The sequence below is a fragment of the Pantoea rodasii genome (assembly GCF_002095465.1).
Classification (GTDB): Bacteria; Pseudomonadota; Gammaproteobacteria; order Enterobacterales; family Enterobacteriaceae; genus Pantoea; species Pantoea rodasii.
Genome location: NZ_MLFP01000011.1, coordinates 1 through 15205 on the forward strand (window position 1 = coordinate 1; position 15205 = coordinate 15205).

The 15205-nt window shown below is 55.2% G+C and carries 14 protein-coding genes; 3 read left to right on the plus strand and 11 right to left on the minus strand.

From position 1 onward, the window contains the following. Positions 1–233: 233 nt before the first annotated feature. Entirely contained in the window at positions 234–1493 is a 1260-nt protein-coding gene (locus HA45_RS14690) for a 4-aminobutyrate--2-oxoglutarate transaminase (RefSeq protein WP_100701112.1), read from the plus strand. Between the two features lie 45 nt (positions 1494–1538). Here HA45_RS14690 and yfcD read toward each other — a convergent pair whose 3' ends face one another. Next, a complete protein-coding gene (yfcD, locus tag HA45_RS14695) occupies positions 1539–2084 on the minus strand; it encodes an NUDIX hydrolase YfcD (protein ID WP_100701113.1) in 546 nt (181 codons plus the stop codon). Between the two features lie 111 nt (positions 2085–2195). After that, complete coding sequence (yfcF, locus tag HA45_RS14700; protein ID WP_100701114.1) at positions 2196–2837, minus strand: glutathione transferase; 642 nt, start codon at positions 2835–2837, stop codon at positions 2196–2198. A 203-nt stretch (positions 2838–3040) separates the two neighbouring features. Here yfcF and HA45_RS14705 point away from each other — a divergent pair, with 203 nt between their 5' ends. Then, a complete protein-coding gene (locus tag HA45_RS14705; protein ID WP_100701115.1) occupies positions 3041–3937 on the plus strand; it encodes a TIGR01777 family oxidoreductase in 897 nt (298 codons plus the stop codon). A 33-nt stretch (positions 3938–3970) separates the two neighbouring features. Here the strand turns inward: HA45_RS14705 and HA45_RS14710 are convergent, their stop codons facing one another. The 3 genes from HA45_RS14710 to dalD are packed head-to-tail and all read right to left on the minus strand — an operon-like array spanning position 3971 to position 8139. Beyond that, positions 3971–5251 carry an MFS transporter gene (locus HA45_RS14710; RefSeq protein WP_100701116.1) on the minus strand — a complete coding sequence of 427 codons (1281 nt, stop codon included), beginning with the start codon at positions 5249–5251 and terminating at the stop codon, positions 3971–3973. 27 nt (positions 5252–5278) lie between these two features. Next, positions 5279–6748: a xylulokinase gene (gene xylB, locus HA45_RS14715; protein WP_100701117.1), complete on the minus strand. Its 1470-nt coding sequence runs from the start codon at positions 6746–6748 to the stop codon at positions 5279–5281. A 2-nt stretch (positions 6749–6750) separates the two neighbouring features. Then, positions 6751–8139, minus strand: a complete 1389-nt coding sequence (gene dalD, locus HA45_RS14720) for a D-arabinitol 4-dehydrogenase (protein ID WP_100701118.1) — start codon at positions 8137–8139, stop codon at positions 6751–6753. A 195-nt stretch (positions 8140–8334) separates the two neighbouring features. Between dalD and HA45_RS14725 the strand changes: the two genes are divergently transcribed. Further along, the gene (locus tag HA45_RS14725; protein WP_100701119.1) at positions 8335–9282 is read left to right on the plus strand and encodes a sugar-binding transcriptional regulator; all 948 of its coding nucleotides are present in this window, start codon (positions 8335–8337) and stop codon (positions 9280–9282) included. A gap of 264 nt (positions 9283–9546) precedes the next feature. On the opposite strand, the gene hisP is transcribed toward HA45_RS14725, so the two are convergent. The 6 genes from hisP to purF all read right to left on the minus strand — a co-directional run bounded on the left by hisP (position 9547) and on the right by purF (position 15181). Further along, positions 9547–10320 carry a histidine ABC transporter ATP-binding protein HisP gene (gene hisP, locus HA45_RS14730; RefSeq protein ID WP_100701120.1) on the minus strand — a complete coding sequence of 258 codons (774 nt, stop codon included), beginning with the start codon at positions 10318–10320 and terminating at the stop codon, positions 9547–9549. 8 nt (positions 10321–10328) lie between these two features. Further along, the gene (locus HA45_RS14735) at positions 10329–11045 is read right to left on the minus strand and encodes an ABC transporter permease (RefSeq protein WP_100701121.1); all 717 of its coding nucleotides are present in this window, start codon (positions 11043–11045) and stop codon (positions 10329–10331) included. Then, positions 11042–11728 carry a histidine ABC transporter permease HisQ gene (locus tag HA45_RS14740; protein ID WP_100701122.1) on the minus strand — a complete coding sequence of 229 codons (687 nt, stop codon included), beginning with the start codon at positions 11726–11728 and terminating at the stop codon, positions 11042–11044. The genes HA45_RS14735 and HA45_RS14740 overlap by 4 nt, the downstream gene beginning before the upstream one ends. 192 nt (positions 11729–11920) lie before the next feature. After that, positions 11921–12703: a lysine/arginine/ornithine ABC transporter substrate-binding protein ArgT gene (gene argT, locus HA45_RS14745; protein ID WP_100701123.1), complete on the minus strand. Its 783-nt coding sequence runs from the start codon at positions 12701–12703 to the stop codon at positions 11921–11923. Between the two features lie 275 nt (positions 12704–12978). Further along, complete coding sequence (locus tag HA45_RS14750) at positions 12979–13548, minus strand: UbiX family flavin prenyltransferase (protein WP_100701124.1); 570 nt, start codon at positions 13546–13548, stop codon at positions 12979–12981. A gap of 115 nt (positions 13549–13663) precedes the next feature. Further along, positions 13664–15181 carry an amidophosphoribosyltransferase gene (purF, locus tag HA45_RS14755; protein ID WP_100701125.1) on the minus strand — a complete coding sequence of 506 codons (1518 nt, stop codon included), beginning with the start codon at positions 15179–15181 and terminating at the stop codon, positions 13664–13666. Positions 15182–15205: the final 24 nt, after the last annotated feature.

Genomic DNA, 15205 nt, shown 5'->3' on the forward strand with positions numbered 1-15205 from the left:
TTTTATGGTGCACACCTCCACCATTCTCACTGTTTGTCATAGAGGGCTATGTCGTACGTTTCTGTTAAAACTCTCCTTCCTCGCCCATCAAACATGTTCATCGCTTTTCGGGGGTGCATACCTCCGCATTCAAACCTTGTGTAACGTGGCGACTTTCACGCAGTGGTTCACTGGCGAAAAAACACCCCGCCGCTCACACTGATGTCAGGCTCCCGTGAATTGCGAGGTGAATGATGAGTAACAGTGATGTGCACAGTCGTCGATTGAAGGCCACGCCGCGCGGTGTGGGTGTGATGTGTGATTTCTATGCGGTGAAGGCGGAAAATGCCACGGTTTGGGATCAGAATGGACGCGAATATATAGACTTCGCGGCAGGTATCGCGGTGCTGAATACCGGACATCGTCATCCGAGAGTGATAGCGGCCGTGCAGCAGCAGTTGGATTGTTTTACCCATACCGCGTTTCAGGTCATCCCTTACGAGAATTATATTCATCTCGCTGAGCGGCTTAATCAGCGTGTACCGATTGGCGGCGAAGTAAAAACCACCTTTTTCTCCAGCGGCGCGGAAGCGGTGGAGAATGCGGTTAAAATTGCCCGCGCGGCGACCGGTCGCCCTGGGATTATCGCATTCACAGGCGCGTTTCACGGGCGCACCAATATGACGATGTCGCTGACGGGCAAAGTCGTGCCTTACAAAACCGGTTTTGGACCGTTCGCCGGTTCGGTGTTTCATGCCCACTACCCTAATGCGCTGCACAATGTGAGCGTGCATCAGGCATTGGAGAGTCTGGAGGCGATTTTCCGCAGCGATATTAGTCCGCAGCAGGTGGCGGCGATTATTTTCGAGCCTGTGCAGGGCGAAGGCGGTTTTTATGTTGCACCACCGGAGTTTGTCTCTGCGTTGCGCGCCTTGTGCGATCGCCACGGCATTTTGTTAATCGCCGATGAGATCCAGACCGGCTTTGCCCGTACCGGTAAGTTGTTCGCCAGCGAATACTACGATGTGCAGCCGGATTTGATTACCCTGGCGAAAAGCCTGGCCGGTGGATTTCCGCTGTCGGCGGTTTCCGGGCGTGCTGAGGTCATGGATGCGCCCGAGCCGGGAGGTTTGGGCGGAACGTACGCGGGTAGTCCACCCGCGATAGCAGCCGCGCATGCGGTGCTGGATATTATTGATGAGGAGCAGTTGTGCGCACGCGCGAACCAACTGGGGGAACAACTCAGCGCCACCTTGCGTGATGCAGGCTGCACGTCGCTTGCAGAGGTGCGCGGTTACGGTTCGATGATAGCGGCAGAGTTTCAGGATGCTTCTTGCAGGCCATCCGCAGAGATTGCCAAAGCCATTCAGTTGCAGGCGCTGGCACAAGGGCTGATTTTGCTGACCTGCGGCGTGCACAGCAATGTGATTCGCTTTCTTTATCCGCTCACCATCCCACAGGTGCAGTTCGATCGTGCTTTACAACTGCTTAGCGCCGTTTTGCGCGAACATTAAATAACAAAGGCGCCTTTCGGCGCCTTGTTTGTTGGCAGCATACACTCAGGATTCGCTGCTCTGCTTGCGGCGGGCTGCATCGCTGTTACGGCTCAGCCACAGTGAAACGGCTTTCAGTGAGTCGTCAGTGAATTCGTCGCAGCGCGCGGTAATCTCTTCTGGGGTCATCCAGAATACTTCGTCCACTTCCTCTTCCTGCATGGCAAACGGGCCATGAGAAACACAACTGAACAGCCCGCCCCAGACGCGGCAGTGCTGATCTTCGAAGTAGAATTGACCATGTTCAGCAAACGGAACGGCGGCGATACCTAACTCTTCTTCCGCTTCACGACGCGCGGATTCCAGCAGGTCTTCACCGCTCTGTACTACGCCGCCCGCGGTTGCATCCAGCATTCCCGGCATGAAGTCTTTGATTTCAGTGCGGCGCTGCACCAGAATTTTTCCCATGCCATCGTGCACCACAATGTAGGTGGCACGGTGACGCAAATTCTGCGCGCGCATCTGCGCACGGCTGGCCTGCGCAATGACGTCGTTCTCTTCACTAACGATATCAACCCACTCGATACCGTCACCTGCCGTTTGATCCACCATCCGTAACCCTTTTCTGTTTTCGGCGTGCCCAGCACGCGCCTGTTTGCGATGCCTTATTAGAATGTGCGGTAAGGTAAAGCGTTCTTTTCGCCTCCGCAAGGCTCTTCGTGCTTAGCGCGTTTTGCCTGATTCAGACAACCACAATTGTACTGAGGCTCGCTGCCACTGGAACTCGGCGTAGTGCTGTAATTTCACTGGCAACATGTCGCCATGTAGAGCCAGACGATTAATCATCACCGCCAGATCGGTGTCCGCAATTGACCATTCGCCAAACAGATTTTGCTGCCCGTCCGGCAACAAACGCTGCACGGCTGCAATCAGTTTGGTGGCGGCCTGTTCGCCTGCGGCAGTCAACGGCGCGAATTGTTCGCCGGCAAACAGCACCTCGGTCGGACGCTCAGCACGCAGCGCCATTAAATCACTGCGCAGCCACGCCTGCACTTCCCGGGCATGCGCGCGCTTTTCGCGGTCACGCGGGTAAAGACGCTCAAATTCAGGGGCTGGGAAACGCTCTTCGAGGTACTCCGCAATCGCCGAAGATTCATTGAGGATCAGGTCATCAATTTGCAGCGTGGGAACGCGACATGTCAGCGACAAGGCGCGATACGCGTCGTCGTGCTGGGCGTTCTGCGACAAGTCCACGCGCTTCAGCGTGAAGGGAATCCCCTTTTCGGTGAGCGCGACGTAAACCGACATAGCATAAGGGCTGAAAAAGGATGCATCGGACCATAAAGTGATGGTGGGATAATTCATCGGCTGCCTCAATAAGCATCAGGTGTGCTTTCTATTTACCGACTTTTTTTTATTAAGGCAATGGTGAGCTGGTCGGATCTTTAGCCGTTAGGCCCGCTCTGACTTTCCCTTTTTCTTCATAAGCGTAAGCCCTGTCACGCCAGCTGTGCACTTCTCTTCTATGATCAATTCTGAGCAAAAAACAAATTACAAGGAGGCTCAATATGCACCTGCTTATCACCGGCGGCACCGGCCTGATAGGTCGTCACCTGATTCCGCGCCTGCTGTTGCTCGGGCATCAGGTGAATGTGGTGACGCGTGATGTCGCGGCGGCACGCGATAAGCTCGACCCGCGCGTTTCATTATGGTCTGGTATTAATCAGCAGTCCGACCTCAACGGCATTGATGGGGTCATCAATCTGGCGGGCGAGCCGATCGCCGATAAACGCTGGACCGAACAGCAGAAACAGCGGCTGTGTGAAAGTCGTTGGCAGATCACCGAACAGATTGTTTCGCTGATCCACGCCAGCAGCAATCCACCGCATTTATTCATCTCCGGCTCCGCAACGGGGTTTTACGGTGATACGGGTGATTTGGTTCTGACAGAAGACGATCCCGGTCACGATGAATTTACGCACGCCCTGTGCGCACGCTGGGAACAGCTGGCGCTGAAAGCCGAAAGCGATCGCACCCGTGTGTGTTTGTTACGCACCGGCGTGGTGCTGGCAAAAGATGGCGGCGCACTGGCGAAAATGAAGATGCCGTTCAAATTGGGTGTCGGCGGTCCAATCGGCAGCGGCAAGCAGTATCTGCCGTGGATCCACATCGACGATCTGGTGAATGCCATTATCTGGCTGATCGACAATAGCCACCTCAGCGGGCCGTTTAATATGGTTGCGCCTTATGCCGTGCGCAATGAGCAGTTCGCCGCCACGCTGGGGCATGTTATGCACCGCCCGGCGTTTATGCGCACGCCCGCCAGTGCGATCAAATTGATGATGGGTGAGTCAGCAGTACTGGTGCTGGGTGGACAGCACGTATTACCGAAACGGCTAGAGGAATCAGGATTTGGTTTCCGCTGGTTCGATTTGCAGGAAGCACTGCAGGATGTGGTGGGCTAAATAGACGGCGGCTGCGAGCCGCCGTTTTTTCATTTAGCTACGCTGCTCTGCCACACGTGATTTTAGCGCCTTCTCCTCTGGCGTATGTCCCGGCTGCGGCACACGAATGATAAAGGTCAGCACGCCCGCAAACACATACAGCGCGGTATAGGCCCACACCACTCCGACGATGTCGAAGAACGGCAACATCACCGAGGCAATGGCCGGTGCCACAAAATTACTCAGGCCAGCAGACAGGTTGTAAATCGAGACCGCCGCGCCTTTATGATGTGGCTCCAGCGTCGGGAAGACAGCGGTCATCGGCACAAACGCGGCAACAAAAATCCCCAGCATCACTGCCGGAATCAACGCCACCCAGAAGTTATGCCCGGCATACATCGGCAGGTAATAGAACATCAGGCTGGAGATCGCCATGCCCAGACAACCAAACCAGCGTACCTGACGGATCCAACCCAGTTTCTCGCCGGTGATGCCCCAGAAGATGTTGGTGAAAATGGTGACGAAGAAGAACACCGCCCAAATCTGCAACCATTCCGAGATGGTGAAGCCAAGTCGGTCAACGAACAGCAGCGGCATGATGATGGCAAAACCAAACAGCGACAGCGTATTGATGATGCGAATCAGGCACGCATAAAACACGTGTTGGTTGGTGAACAGAATGGTGACCGCACGTGACATCTCGGTCATTTTATCGCGCATCGGCAGATTCACGCGCGAACGATCCACTGGCACGTTGCGCAGGCTGAAGTACGCGAGAATACCGCCGCAGGCCACCCAAATGATCGCCAGCCACAGCGTTCCGGTTTCCCCCAGCATCGGGATGGTCAGACTTGGCAGATAGCTGCCGACCACGCCGATGCCGACGGAATACATCGCCCAGAACCAGCCGGTCGCCGCCGCCAGTTTTTCGCGCGGTAAGACCTGCACCAGCATCATCATAAACGAGTAGATGAACAAGGGATAAGCCAGCCCACGTATGCCGTAGAACAACACCATCAACGGATAGTTGCGCATGCCCAGCCCCAATGACATAAACAACGTGTGCATCACGATCCACAGGACGAAACCAATCATCATCGCGCGCTGTGGGGTGATCAGCTCTGCCACCACGCCGGAAGCCCACGCCGCCAGCGCTGCCGCCAGGCCGTAGAAGGTAAACACCACCGCAGACTGCGTAGGTGTAAAGCCCAGATCAGTGATATGCCGCGACAGGAATGCCATTTCGAAGCCATCGCCTGCCATGAAAATGGCGATAGCCAGGAAGCCCCAGAACATCTTTTTTGGTAAGCCAAACCAGTATTCGTTCGATTGCATCACAATCATCCTCTGTTCGGTAAGCCGTTATGCAGGCAGCAAGCTGCGCACCTGTTGTTGTTGGATGTAGAGTTCACGGAACAGACGCAGCCGCTGTTGCAGCACCGCACCGCGCGTGGCATCCGGTTGATATCGTGCCTGCACCGGTGGTTTCAGGCAGACGTGCTGCTCCTCGCCGCCCTCGCTTAGCCATGCCAGACGTGCTGCACCTAGTGCACCAGATGCGCTGGCCGGATGGGTCACTATCGGCAGTTGCAGCACATCGGCAATCAGTTGTGCCCACAGCGTGCTGCGCGCGCCTCCGCCGGTCAGGCTGCACTGCTGGATTTGATGTTGCGCGTCACCCAGCACGGCCAGGCCATCCGCCAAACCAAAGGCCACGCCTTCAATCACTGCGAAGCCGAGCAAGGCGCGCGGGGTTTCATGGCGCAGATTAAAGAACGATCCTGACGCATCGGGATCGTTGTGCGGCGTGCGCTCACCGGACAGATAAGGCAGGAAAACTGGAGCACTACGCCGTTGCTCATCATTGAGCTGTGCCATCTCTTCCATCAGCTGGCTTTCACTCACCGACAGTAAATTGCACAGCCAGCGCAAACAGCTGGCGGCGCTAAGCATCACGCTCATTTGATGCCAGCGACCCGGCAATGCGTGGCAGAAAGCATGCACGCCAGATTGCGGATCGGCTTGCAGACGATCGTTGACCACAAAAATCACGCCAGAGGTGCCCAACGAGATAAAAGCATCGCCAGGATTGACCGCACCCACACCCACCGCCGATGCGGCATTATCACCGCCACCTCCGGCCACACTTACCGCCGTCGATAAGCCCCACTCGCTGGCCAGATCAGGTTTCAACTGGCCGCTCACGGCGCTGCCTTCCACTAAGGCCGGCATTTGAGCCTGCGTCAGGCCGGTGATCGCCAGCAGTTCGTCCGACCACTCGCGCCGTGCTACGTCCAGCCATAACGTGCCAGCCGCATCGGAGGGTTCACTCACCATGCGCCCGGTCAGGCGCCAGCGCAGGTAATCTTTGGGCAGCAGCACTTTATCGATGCGCTGGAAGATGTCCGGTTCGTGCTCGGCCACCCAGCGCAATTTGGGCGCCGTGAAGCCGGGCATGATCATGTTGCCGCTGATTTCCATCATCTGCGGATAGCACTGACGCAGCACATCGCACTGTGGTGCACTGCGAGTGTCATTCCACAATATGCAAGGACGCAGTACTTTGCCTTCGGCATCCAGCAGCACCGCGCCGTGCATCTGGCCGGAAAGGCCGATGGCCCGTAATGCTGACCATGCTTCGGGTGCCTGCTGGCGCAAACCCGCCAGCACCTCGGTGCAGGCCTGCCACCAGCGCTCAGGATCTTGCTCCGCCCAGTGCGGATGCGGTCGTTGCACGCTCAGCGTGGCATGCTGCGAGGCTACAATTTCACCTTGCGGGTTGAGGATCAGCCCTTTGAGTTCTGAGGTGCCAATATCGATGCCGAGATACATGATTACACCGCCGCCAGTTCGGGCTGTTTCAGCCACTGCTGTAAGCTCGCGACACGGCGAGTCACCAACTCGTGAAAGGCATTATCAGATGCCAGATCCGCAAACAGCGCGCTATCACTCAGGAAGGCCTGGAGCGGATCGCTGCTGGCGAACTGTTTACGCAGCGCATCGGCCTGTAATACGCCGTCTTGATAGGAATACGGCAGATCGTCTTTTGCCCAGCGCTGCATAAACAGGAAGAACAGTGCCGGTACCACCGCAGTTGCCGTTGGTTCCGTACCGCGCTGATAACAATCACGCAAGGTTGGTGTCACCATGCCAGGAATTTTTGATAAGCCATCCGCGCCGACCCGCTGGTTGGTATCTTTGATGTAGGGATTGCTAAAACGCGCCAGCACCACGTCGCGGTAATCGGCGAGATCGAGCGGGCTGGGCGACAGGGAAGGAATCACATCCTGCGTAACATAGTCATAAGCCAACTGATAAATCGCCGGCTGGCGCGTGCTGTCGTCAATGTAGTTCAGCCCTATCAGAGTGCCCGCCCAGGCAATGGCCGCATGCGTGGCATTGAGGATGCGAATTTTCGCCTCTTCCCACGGCAGCACCGATTCCACCAGCTCAACGCCGACCTGTTCCAGAGCCGGACGCCCGGCAATAAAGTCATCCTCTATCACCCACTGAATAAAGGATTCGGCCATGACCGCCGCGCCATCTTGCTTACCCGTCGCCGCTTGCACGCGCTCCGCCACATCCGGCGTAGGACGCGGTGTAATGCGATCCACCATGGTATTCGGTGAAGTGGTCTGCGTGCGCACCCACTCGGCCAGCACGGTATCTCCTTTCACCGTGAGAAACGCGAGGAAGCCATCACGGAAACGATCGCCGTTGTGGCGCAGGTTGTCGCAGTTAAGCAGTGTGACCGGCGCACCGCCTTGAGCAACACGCTGCGTCAGGATGCGGCTGAGAGCGCCATAAAGGGTGCGGGTATCACCGCCAAGATCGGCTTTCACATCGGCCTGGTTAAGATCCAGGGTGAACTCTGGCGTCAGGTAGTAGCCTGCTTCGGTCACGGTAAAGCCAATCACCCGGGTTTCCGCATTGGCTCCCTGCTCAACCAGCGCGCTGATTTCACTGTCCCACGGCAAGATTTTACGCAGCGAGGTGATGGTTTCATAATCGCGCTCGCCTTCAGGCGTCACGGTTTCCAGCACATATTCTCCGTCCTGTGCCGCTAACTGATTCAGCAGCGGTACGGCGTCATTGCGGATATTGCCAAGCGCGATGCTCCAGCTTTCATCGCCCTGCTCACGCAGCTTGTGCAGATACCACGCCTGATGTGCCCGATGGAAAGATCCCGCGCCGATGTGCATCCACACTGATTGATTAGTCATAGTCGCCTCAATTTAAATATTTGCCATAAGACAGGGCATTTGCCCGATGACGTCTAGCATAGTGCTCGTGGTGAGGATCGTTCTGCGAGCCTTATCACAAATAATACTTTTGCTCTTTTTTAGGGCTTTTGCTCAGTTAGGGCTTTTCGTCAAACACGCGCTAATATGGCGCATTGATTTTGACGGAACGGCGTGATGAGCAGAGAAGAGAAGAAACAGGAGCTGGCGGCGCGCGCTGCGTGGATGTATTACGTAGCAGGCGTCACGCAGCAAGAGATTGCGCAGGCATTAGGATTGTCACGCCAGGTCGCGCAGCGTTTGGTCTCCAGCGCACGCGAGATGGGCATGGTGAGTGTGAAGATCGATCATCCCGTGACGCACTGTTTGCAGCTGGCGCGCGAAGTGCAGGATAAGTTTGGTCTGGATCTGTGCCGCGTGGTGCCTTCCGCCAACCTGAATGATGATGCGATTCAACAGATGCTGGCGGTAGAAGGCGCGGCGGTGATGTCGCAGTTTATCAGTGAAGAAACGCCACAGGTGTTCGGCATTGGTTCCGGGAAAACCCTGCGCTCGATGATCGATGCGTTGCCGTGGGTAGATCGCCCACAGCATCAGTGTGTCTCAATGATTGGCGCGATTGCGCGTGATGATTCCGGCACACGTTACGACGTGCCGCTGAAAATGGCCGAAAAAATGCAGGGCAAGTATTACTTTATTCCCGCACCGTTGTATGCCGACACGCCGCAAGATAAGGCGATGTGGGTGCAGCATCAGGTATACCAACGCGTCACCGATCGTGCATTACGGGCGGACGTGGCTTTTGTCGGCATTGGAGAAGTGATGCCGGGCTGTCCGTTGAATGCCGAAGGCTTTATCACCGATGCACAGGTCGAAGCGCTGAATGGACGTGGCGTGGTGGGCGAAATGCTTGGCCACTTTTTCAATCAGCAAGGTGAACGCGTGTGGGGCGAAACCGATGAGCTGCTGACCAGCGTATTGCTGGAGAGCCAGACCCAACGCAAGATTATTGGTTTTTCCGGCAGCGAGCGTAAGTACCCGGCGATTCGTGCCGCGTTGCAGGGAGGATGGATATCGGGACTGGTGACCGACGAAGATACCGCGCTGAAGCTGTTGCGGGACTAACCCGCGGGCGCATCAATGTCTTTCTCGCCCATGCGGGTATCGGCCCATTGCGCATCAATGCGCCCCCTACATCTGTAGGGTGCGCATTGATGGCGCGATACTCGTCAGTTAACCCTTTAATGATCACACTCTTCAGTAGCGGCGCAATTTATTGCGCTTATCACAGCCACTCATGCGCGATAAATCCCGCCGCTACCGTGAGTGTGGTTAACCCGTTCATGGCATAACCGATCGGCCTTACGCCATTTATGGCGATCGGGTCGTTTACTTTAGCGATCCCGACAGGAATTGCTGCAAGCGAGGGCTTTTCGGATTGCCGAAAAGCTCATCCGGCGTGCCCTGCTCTTCAATTTTGCCCTGATGCAGGAAAATCACGTGATTGGAGACATGGCGTGCAAACTCCATCTCATGGGTTACCACCACCATGGTTTTTCCCTCTTCAGCCAGCTTCTGCATGATACGCAGCACTTCGCCAACCAGTTCCGGATCGAGCGCGGAAGTCGGCTCATCGAACAACAGCACTTCCGGCTCCATCGCCAGCGCACGGGCAATGGAAACGCGCTGCTGCTGACCACCGGACAGATGCACCGGATATTTGGCACGCGCACGCGCGTCAATGCCGACTTTATCCAGATACTTGATCGCACGTTCACGCGCTTCGGCTTTGCTCAAGCCCAAAACCTGAATTGGCGCTTCGGTGACGTTATCCAGCACCGTCATGTGGCTCCACAGATTAAAGTGCTGGAACACCATAGTCAGACGAGTGCGCAGCGAGCGCAGCTGCTCTTTGTTGGCCACTTTCAGCTGACCATCGGTGTCACGTACCAGGGTAATCTGCTCATTATTCACCGAGATGGTGCCTTCGCTCGGCTTTTCGAGGAAATTAATGCAGCGTAAGAAAGTACTTTTCCCGGAACCGGACGAGCCAATAATGCTGATCACATCGCCGGCGTTGGCCTGCAGTGATACGCCTTTCAGAACTTCATGTTCACCGTAACGCTTGTGCAGTTCGGTAACGCTTAATTTGTTGTCAGCCATAGTGATACTCAATGCGATGATGAAGGTTTCACGTGCGCCAGGAAGCGGCGTTCCGCCTTGCGGAACAGGCTAATCAGCACGTAAGAGATGATCAAATACAGCACCGCAGCGATGCCAAACGCGGTAAACGGCTGGTAAGTTGCCGAGTTAATATCACGCGCGATTTTTAACAGATCCGGCACCGTGGCAGTAAAGGCCAGCGCGGTGGAGTGCAGCATCAGGATCACTTCATTACTGTAGGCCGGCAACGCGGTGCGCAGTGCCGACGGCATGATGATGCAGCGATACAGTTTAAATGGCGAGAAGCCATAAGCACGCGCCGCTTCAATTTCACCGTGCGGTACGGCTCGAATAGCTCCGGCAAAGATTTCCGTGGTGTAAGCGCAGGTATTCAACGTAAAGGCCAGCAGCGTACAGTTGAGTCCGCTACGGAAGAAGGCGTTCAGCAACTCCGAGCCTTTGACCACTTCCAGCGTGTACATGCCTGAATAGAACACCAGCAGCTGCACATAAAGCGGCGTTCCGCGGAACACATAGGTGAACAGCCAGACGGGCGTGGAAATGTAGCGATTTGGCGATACGCGTGCAATCGCGAGGAACACCGCCATACAGCCGCCGATGACCACGGAAAGAATCAACAACCACAACGTAATGGCAACGCCGGTAAAACGGTAACCATCGGTCCAGAGCAGCTGTTTCCAATACTCCTGAATAATTTCGATCATAGCTCTGCCCTTTTCACACCCACCGTGTAGCGACGTTCAAGCCACCACAGCACGCCGTTGGACAGCGTGGTAAACACCAGATAAATCACCCCGGCAACAATCGCGAAGTAGAACGGCTGCCAGGTGCTTTTTCCTGCCAGCTGCGTGGCTTTCACCACATCTTCCAGACCCAGCAGCGAGACCAAAGCGGTCGCTTTGAGAATCACCTGCCAGTTGTTGCCAATGCCAGGCAATGCAAAACGCATCATCGCCGGGAACAAAATGCGACGGAAAGTTTGCGAGCCGGTGAAACCGAAGGCGGTGGCCGCTTCGATCTGCCCTTTTGGCACCGCAAGGAAGGCACCACGGAAGGTTTCAGTAAAGTAAGCGCCGTAAATAAAGCCGAGCGTGATAATCCCCGCGACCATCGGATCGATATCAAACTGGCTAACACCCAGCGCATCCGTCACGGTATTGAGGGCGATTTGCAGACCGTAGAAGATCAGCAACATCAGAACCAGATCAGGCACACCGCGGATTAACGTGGTATAGCCTTCAGAAATCATCGCCAGCAGGCGATTACGGGAGAGTTTGGCGCCAGCGCCCATCAAGCCGAGCACTACAGCCAGTACCACCGAGCTGAGGGCCAGTTCAAGGGTCACCAAAGTGCCTTTTATGATTACTTCAGAATAGCCATACAGCATGGGTTCGATCCTGTCGTGAAGGAAAATAACAAACGCTGCCCAACTAACGGACAGTCCTGACCAGGATTTGAATCACAGGGTAGATGGCGGCAAGCGTATGAACCCCGGGAGTTTACATAAGTAAGCGCCCGGAGTGAATAGTTATGACCAACCCTGCTGCAAATCAATCATCAAGGTCAGAAAACAGGACATTTAATCGCCGTACACATTGAAATCAAAGTACTTCTTCGCAATCTTGTCGTAAGTTCCGTCTTTGCGCATTTCGCCGAACGCTTTGTCGATAGCCGCTTTCAGATCGGCATCATCTTTGCGCAAGCCCATACCGGTACCCACACCAAAGATTTTGTCATCTTTAACCGCAGGGCCGGCAAATGCATAGTTCTTGCCGACAGGCTGTTTCAGGAAGCCTTCGCTCGCCTGCACTTCATCCTGGAATGCTGCATCAATACGACCCGCATCCAGATCCTGATACACCAGATCCTGGTTGGCGTATGGCGTCACGGTGACACCTTTTGGACGCCAGTTTTCGTTCGCGTAGGTTTCCTGAGTGGTGCCCTGCAGCAAGCCGATATTTTTGCCTTTCAGGGATTCGATGGTCGGTTGCAGGCTAGAGCCCTTTTTCGCCACTAAACGCGCATTTGCCGCATAGAGTTTTTCAGAGAAGGCGATCTCTTCCTGACGTTTTTCGGTGATCGACAGGGATGAGATGATGGCATCGATCTTTTTCGCTTTCAGCGACGGGATCAGCGCATCAAAGTCGCTTTCCACATAAGTACATTTGGTCGCGATACGCTTACAGATTTCGTTTGCCAGATCGATATCAAAGCCCACTAACTGGCCTTGTGCATTCTTGGATTCAAACGGCGGGTAGGTCGGATCCGTCCCGATACGCAGCGTTTTTGGTACCGCAGCGAACACGCTCGCAGCGCTGGACATTGCCAGCATCAGGGAAAGAGCCAGAACTCGCTTTTTCATAGGTAACCCTCAAGTGAAGTGCTTATTGTTATGTGTGCGTGATGTGTGTTTGCGCTGAATGATGTGCAGGTTTCATGCCAGTTATGCAAAACGGCGAAAGCGTGCTCAGGCGCACTAAGTACCGCGCGCGTTAAGGGCGCAAGCACCTAGTTTGTGAGGGAAATATAACAGCGGTGTGAGGAAGAAAAAGCGACATTGTTAACTTTTGGTGCACGAGATGCACGAAGAGTGATCGGGCGCGCGAATTTGCACACAATTAGTGCACTTTTGCACCATTATGCGCCATGCCAGCGGGTAAACAGATCTTGAGGCAGCTCAATATCGAACTGATCGATGACCCGATTGACGGTTTGATCGACTAAATCTTCAATTTTTTGCGGGCGATGATAGAAAGCAGGCACTGGCGGCATAATGATCGCTCCCAGTTCAGCCGCGGTGGTCATCATGCGCAGGTGGCCAAGATGCAGCGGCGTTTCACGCACGCATAACACCAGCTTACGCTGTTCTTTTAGTACCACATCGGCGGCGCGGGTCAGCAGACTGTCACTGTAGCTGTGCACAATGCCCGACAGGGTTTTCATCGAACAGGGCAAAATCGCCATACCGATCGTTTTGAACGATCCGGAAGAGATACTGGCTGCAATATCGCGCACGTCATGCACGACATCGGCCAGCACCTGCACGCCGCGCAGGCTGTAATCGGTTTCCAGTGCCAGGGTCTGACGTGCGGCAGGACTGATCACCAAATGGGTTTCCACATCGGCCAGCGGTTGCAGCACTTGCAGCAGTCGCACGCCGTAGATAGCGCCGCTGGCACCGGAAATACCAATGATCAATCGTTTCATTATTCAGCCTTGCTTATTCAGATTGCGGCAATGATAGCTGCTACCTGAACAAAAATACAAAAACAAACAGGGCGGGATTGCGCCCGCCCTGTTTGAGATGTGCACTACGCGGCAATTAGCCTTCGTTGTGCAGCTCCAGCCCTTCAACTTCATTCTGACGCTGAATCGCTTTCGCATCGTCGTTACGCAGAGACTGCAAATACTCAAGGTACTGCTGATCAACGTCTTTGGTCACGTAGATACCGTTAAATACCGAGCACTCAAACTGCACGATATCCGGGTTCTCTTCACGCACCGCTTCGATCAGATCATCCAGGTCCTGGAAAATCAGCGCATCGGCTTTGATCAGCTGGCGAATCTCTTCCACTTCACGACCGTGAGCTATCAGTTCGGTGGCGCTTGGCATATCGATACCGTACACGTTCGGGAAGCGAATTTCCGGTGCCGCAGAAGCCAGATATACGCGCCTTGCGCCGGCTTCACGTGCCATTTCGATGATCTGCTCGGACGTGGTGCCACGCACAATCGAATCATCCACCAGCAGCACGTTCTTACCACGGAACTCAGCGCGGTTAGCGTTGAGCTTGCGACGAATCGCGCTACGGCGCAGATGCTGGCCTGGCATAATAAAGGTGCGGCCGACATAGCGGTTTTTCACGAAGCCCTGACGATACGGCTTGTCGAGGATACGTGCGATTTCCAGGGCAGAATCGGTGGAGGTTTCCGGAATCGGAATCACCACGTCGATATCCAGATCTTCCCACTCACGCGCGATTTTCTCGCCGAGTTTGGTGCCCATGCGCACGCGAGCGCTGTAGACCGACACCTTATCGAGGAAGGAGTCAGGACGCGCAAAGTAAACGTACTCGAACAGGCACGGATTGGTTTTCGGATTCTCAGCACACTGGCGCGTTGACAGCTGACCCTGCTCGGTGATGTACACCGCTTCGCCTGGTGCGACATCGCGAATAAACTCAAAGCCCAGCGTATCGAGCGCCACGCTTTCGGAAGCTACCATGTATTCGGTGCGGCCATCAGCGATTACGCGTTTGCCCAGCACCAGAGGACGGATGCCGTTTGGATCGCGGAAAGCGACCATGCCATGTCCGATGATCATCGATACCACTGCGTAAGCGCCGCGCACCTGTTGGTGCACTGCAGCCACCGCAGCAAAAATGTTGTCAGCTTCCAGCGGATCATGTTGGAAACGATCAAGTTCCTGCGCAAAGATGTTCAGCAGGATTTCGGAATCTGAGGTGGTGTTAACGTGACGGCGACCCACTTCGAACAGGTGCTTGCGCAGCTCATGCGCATTGGTCAGGTTGCCGTTGTGCGCCAGCGTAATGCCATACGGGGAGTTTACATAGAATGGCTGCGCTTCGGAGGCACTGGAGCTGCCCGCCGTTGGATAGCGAACATGGCCAATCCCGATGTTACCCTGCAAACGCTGCATGTGACGTGCTTCGAAAACATCGCTCACTAAGCCGTTCGCTTTACGCAGACGGAAGCAGTTAAGCGCATCGATGGTACAAATGCCGGCGGCATCTTGCCCGCGGTGCTGCAGCACCGTTAACGCGTCATAAATCGACTGGTTTACTGGCATAAAACCGGTGATACCAACAATACCGCACATGTTGTCATTTCCTCATTGGCCGCA

Excerpts from the sequence above, each read along its gene's own strand:
- yfcF (WP_100701114.1), bottom strand. The coding sequence starts at position 2,837 with ATGAATTATCCCACCATCACTTTATGGTCCGATGCATCCTTTTTCAGC.
- HA45_RS14705 (WP_100701115.1), top strand. The coding sequence starts at position 3,041 with ATGCACCTGCTTATCACCGGCGGCACCGGCCTGATAGGTCGTCACCTG.
- HA45_RS14710 (WP_100701116.1), bottom strand. The coding sequence starts at position 5,251 with ATGCAATCGAACGAATACTGGTTTGGCTTACCAAAAAAGATGTTCTGG.
- HA45_RS14725 (WP_100701119.1), top strand. The coding sequence starts at position 8,335 with ATGAGCAGAGAAGAGAAGAAACAGGAGCTGGCGGCGCGCGCTGCGTGG.
- HA45_RS14735 (WP_100701121.1), bottom strand. The coding sequence starts at position 11,045 with ATGATCGAAATTATTCAGGAGTATTGGAAACAGCTGCTCTGGACCGAT.
- HA45_RS14690 (WP_100701112.1), top strand. The coding sequence starts at position 234 with ATGAGTAACAGTGATGTGCACAGTCGTCGATTGAAGGCCACGCCGCGC.
- HA45_RS14740 (WP_100701122.1), bottom strand. The coding sequence starts at position 11,728 with ATGCTGTATGGCTATTCTGAAGTAATCATAAAAGGCACTTTGGTGACC.
- hisP (WP_100701120.1), bottom strand. The coding sequence starts at position 10,320 with ATGGCTGACAACAAATTAAGCGTTACCGAACTGCACAAGCGTTACGGT.
- HA45_RS14750 (WP_100701124.1), bottom strand. The coding sequence starts at position 13,548 with ATGAAACGATTGATCATTGGTATTTCCGGTGCCAGCGGCGCTATCTAC.
- dalD (WP_100701118.1), bottom strand. The coding sequence starts at position 8,139 with ATGACTAATCAATCAGTGTGGATGCACATCGGCGCGGGATCTTTCCAT.
- xylB (WP_100701117.1), bottom strand. The coding sequence starts at position 6,748 with ATGTATCTCGGCATCGATATTGGCACCTCAGAACTCAAAGGGCTGATC.
- yfcD (WP_100701113.1), bottom strand. The coding sequence starts at position 2,084 with ATGGTGGATCAAACGGCAGGTGACGGTATCGAGTGGGTTGATATCGTT.
- purF (WP_100701125.1), bottom strand. The coding sequence starts at position 15,181 with ATGTGCGGTATTGTTGGTATCACCGGTTTTATGCCAGTAAACCAGTCG.
- argT (WP_100701123.1), bottom strand. The coding sequence starts at position 12,703 with ATGAAAAAGCGAGTTCTGGCTCTTTCCCTGATGCTGGCAATGTCCAGC.